This is a genomic window from Bacillus sp. LR--39, from assembly GCF_053613335.1.
The window spans coordinates 1-531 of the sequence record NZ_JBSIOT010001516.1 but is presented as its reverse complement, the minus strand read 5'-3'; the positions used below and the strand labels follow the sequence as shown (position 1 = coordinate 531).

Here is a 531-nt window from a genome sequence, read left to right as displayed (position 1 = left end):
CTCAGTATACTTCTCCAGCAATCCATCCAGCTGCTCCTGAAGTTTTTGTTCCATTTTCCATCTTCCTTTCGAAAAAACAGCAAGGAGCTTTCTCAATTGAAAGCTCCTTCGCTGCGTTATTTATCCATGTGATGTGAAAGCCGCTTCCTGGACAATGCATCTGCCCCTGCCATGAGGAATGCAAAGAGGCGTTCCGAAGAGCGGGTCCTGTGTAACCTGACAGTTCATAGAAAACACATTTTGCACAAGATCACAAGTGATGACCTCTTCCGGACAGCCTTCTGCATAAATCCGTTTGTCTTTTATGGCCACGAGATGATGTGCATAGCGGCACGCCAAGTTTAAGTCATGGAGAACCATAACAATCGTCCGGTCTTCCTTTTCATTCAGCTCAAACAGCAAATCAAGAATTTCAATTTGATGCGTCATGTCTAAATACGTCGTCGGCTCGTCAAGAAGGATGATATCCGTTTCCTGGGCAAGCGTCATCGCGATCCAAGCCCGCTGGCGCTGTCCGCCTGACAAAGAATC

General features: G+C 46.9%; 1 protein-coding gene and 1 pseudogene. Both read right to left on the bottom strand.

Annotation, left to right across the window (positions count from 1 at the left end; translation table 11 throughout):
• A pseudogene (locus ACWHAR_RS31505) lies at positions 1 to 96 on the bottom strand (DUF2573 domain-containing protein); the annotation flags it as partial.
• A 24-nt stretch (positions 97 to 120) separates the two neighbouring features.
• Positions 121 to 531 (bottom strand): ABC transporter ATP-binding protein (locus ACWHAR_RS31500; protein WP_452088982.1); only part of this gene is annotated, 411 nt, incomplete at its 5' end.